This window comes from Bradyrhizobium sp. (genome assembly GCF_049691595.1).
In the GTDB taxonomy this organism is placed as follows: Bacteria; Pseudomonadota; Alphaproteobacteria; order Rhizobiales; family Xanthobacteraceae; genus Bradyrhizobium.
The window spans coordinates 1-2,218 of record NZ_JBAVNZ010000402.1 but is presented as its reverse complement, the minus strand read 5'-3'; the positions used below and the strand labels follow the sequence as shown (position 1 = coordinate 2,218).

General features: G+C 64.2%; 3 protein-coding genes. 2 read left to right on the top strand and 1 reads right to left on the bottom strand.

The genetic code is table 11. From position 1 onward, the window contains the following. A partial coding sequence (locus WCE35_RS17285; protein ID WP_424594546.1) for a beta-ketoacyl synthase N-terminal-like domain-containing protein occupies positions 1 to 590 on the top strand: 590 nt, incomplete at its 5' end. A 20-nt stretch (positions 591 to 610) separates the two neighbouring features. Continuing rightward, positions 611 to 1,543: a lipid A biosynthesis lauroyl acyltransferase gene (locus WCE35_RS17280; RefSeq protein ID WP_424594545.1), complete on the top strand. Its 933-nt coding sequence runs from the start codon at positions 611 to 613 to the stop codon at positions 1,541 to 1,543. A 290-nt stretch (positions 1,544 to 1,833) separates the two neighbouring features. On the opposite strand, the gene WCE35_RS17275 is transcribed toward WCE35_RS17280, so the two are convergent. Next, complete coding sequence (locus tag WCE35_RS17275) at positions 1,834 to 2,190, bottom strand: DUF5615 family PIN-like protein (protein ID WP_424594547.1); 357 nt, start codon at positions 2,188 to 2,190, stop codon at positions 1,834 to 1,836. Positions 2,191 to 2,218 lie beyond the last annotated feature (28 nt).

Here is a 2,218-nt window from a genome sequence, read left to right as displayed (position 1 = left end):
CCTCCAAACCGTTCTCGAAGAACCGTGACGGTTTCGTCATGGCCGAAGGCGCCGGTACGCTGGTGCTCGAAAGCTACGAGGCCGCCGTCGCCCGCGGTGCGACGATCCTCGGCGTCGTGGCCGGCTGCGGTGAATTGACCGACTCGTTCCACCGCACCCGCTCGAGCCCCGACGGCAAGCCGATCATCGGCTGCGTGCGCAAGACGCTGGCCGACGCCGGCCTGACACCCGAGCAGATCGACTACATCAACGCCCACGGCACCTCGACGCCGGAAAACGACAAGATGGAATATCTCGCGATCTCCACCGTGTTCGGCGACCGCGCCAGGCAAATTCCGGTATCGTCGAACAAGTCGATGGTCGGCCACACCATTTCGGCGGCCGGCGCGGTCGAGGCGATCTTCTCGCTGCTGACCCTCGAACATCAGCGGATTCCGCCGACCATCAATTACGAGGTGCCGGACCCGGCGATCCCGTTCGACGTGGTTCCGAACAAGGCCCGCGACGCCCGCGTCACCGCCGTGATGTCCAACTCGTTCGGTTTCGGCGGGCAGAATGCCTCGCTGATCCTGACGCGCGAGCCGATGTAGCAAGCCCAGCGCCTGTCACGATGAACCGCCTGCTCCTCCGCACCAGGGCGCGCGTCCGCGACGCCGCCAAGCCGCTGACCGAGGCCGCCGTCGGCGCGCTGACGGTCGGCCTGTTGCGGGCCACGCGCTATTTCGATCCGATCAAGACCGCCAATTTCTTCGGCCGCGTCACCCGCTTGATTGGCCCCAGGCTGCGCGAGGACCGAATCGGCCGCGACAATCTGAAGGCCGCCTTCCCGGAAAAATCCCCCGAAGCGATCGAGACCATTTTGGCCGGCGTCTGGGACAATCTCGGCCGCATCGGCGCCGAGTTCGCCCATCTCGACCATGTCTGGGACTATGATACCGACCACCCCGAACAGAGCCGCGTCGAGATCGAGCAGCGAACCCACGAATTGTTCGCCCGGCTTCGGCTCGACGGCAAGCCGGCGCTGATCTTTGCAAGCCATCTCGGCAATTGGGAACTGCCGGCGCTCGCCGCGGTCGCGCACGGGCTCGATGCCGCGATCCTGTACCGGCGGCCGAACATCGAGTCCGTCGATCGCGCCATCGAGCGGATGCGCGCGGTCAAGATGGGTACGCTGATCCCGGCCGGCCGCGACGCGCCGCTGAAACTCGCCGAGGCGCTACGGCAGGGCCAGCACGTCGCCATGCTGGTCGACCAGTATCTGACCGGCGGCGTCGAGGTCAGCTTCTTCGGCCGCAAGACCAGGGCGAACCCGATGCTTGCCCGCCTGCTGCGACAGGTCGAATGCCCAATTCACGGCGTGCGCATCATCCGCCTGCCCAACCATCGCTTCCGCGCCGAACTATCCGAGGAAGTGAAGCCGGTACGCGATGCCTCCGGGCAAATCGATATTGCGGGAACGATGCAGGCGGTCACCACGGTGATCGAGGGCTGGATCCGCGAATATCCGGAGCAATGGCTGTGGCTGCATCGCCGCTGGCGGTAGGCGCAGGACGGCGGCCTCGGATCGTATTCGATCAATAGCTGGGTCCGCCTCAAAACATGGAAAACAACCCCATGCAAAGGAGCAGTCGCTGGCATAATGCTTTGTGCGATGGCGCGATAACATTTGACACGTCGGGCAAATCAGCGGCACTCCTCCAGCATCACGCGACCCGCAAGACACGCGATAATGTCCTCGTGCGTGACACCGGGGTAATTCGTGAGAATATCCCGCTCATGGCTATGGCTGCATCGCCGCTGGCGGTAGGCGCACCGCAAATTGGCGTGTCACGCCTATTTCCCTGGTGGCCGCATGCGGACACGTCCTGGCTCGATAACCGAGAAATGACCGGCCCAGTCGTCACGCGTCATTATCACGTCGGCAAGCTGCAGTCGGACGTCATTGGGCCGCGGCGCGGGTACGCGCAGCAAGATAACTCCGCACGTCGCCGGAAGCACCGATGCCTTGGCCAGTTCACCGAAATCCTTGTCGAAGGTAAGCAGAACGCGCTCATCGCGAGCAGCCAACGTGAGCACCTCCGGATCGCTGCTGCCTGGGGCTGCCGTTCTAATCCAAACGACGTCGTTACCGGCCGCTCTGAGGGCCACCACCGCCGCGCCGGGAAAATTCTCATCAGCCAGGAAGCGCATATCAGGCCGCGCTCGGGTAGACTTTCTC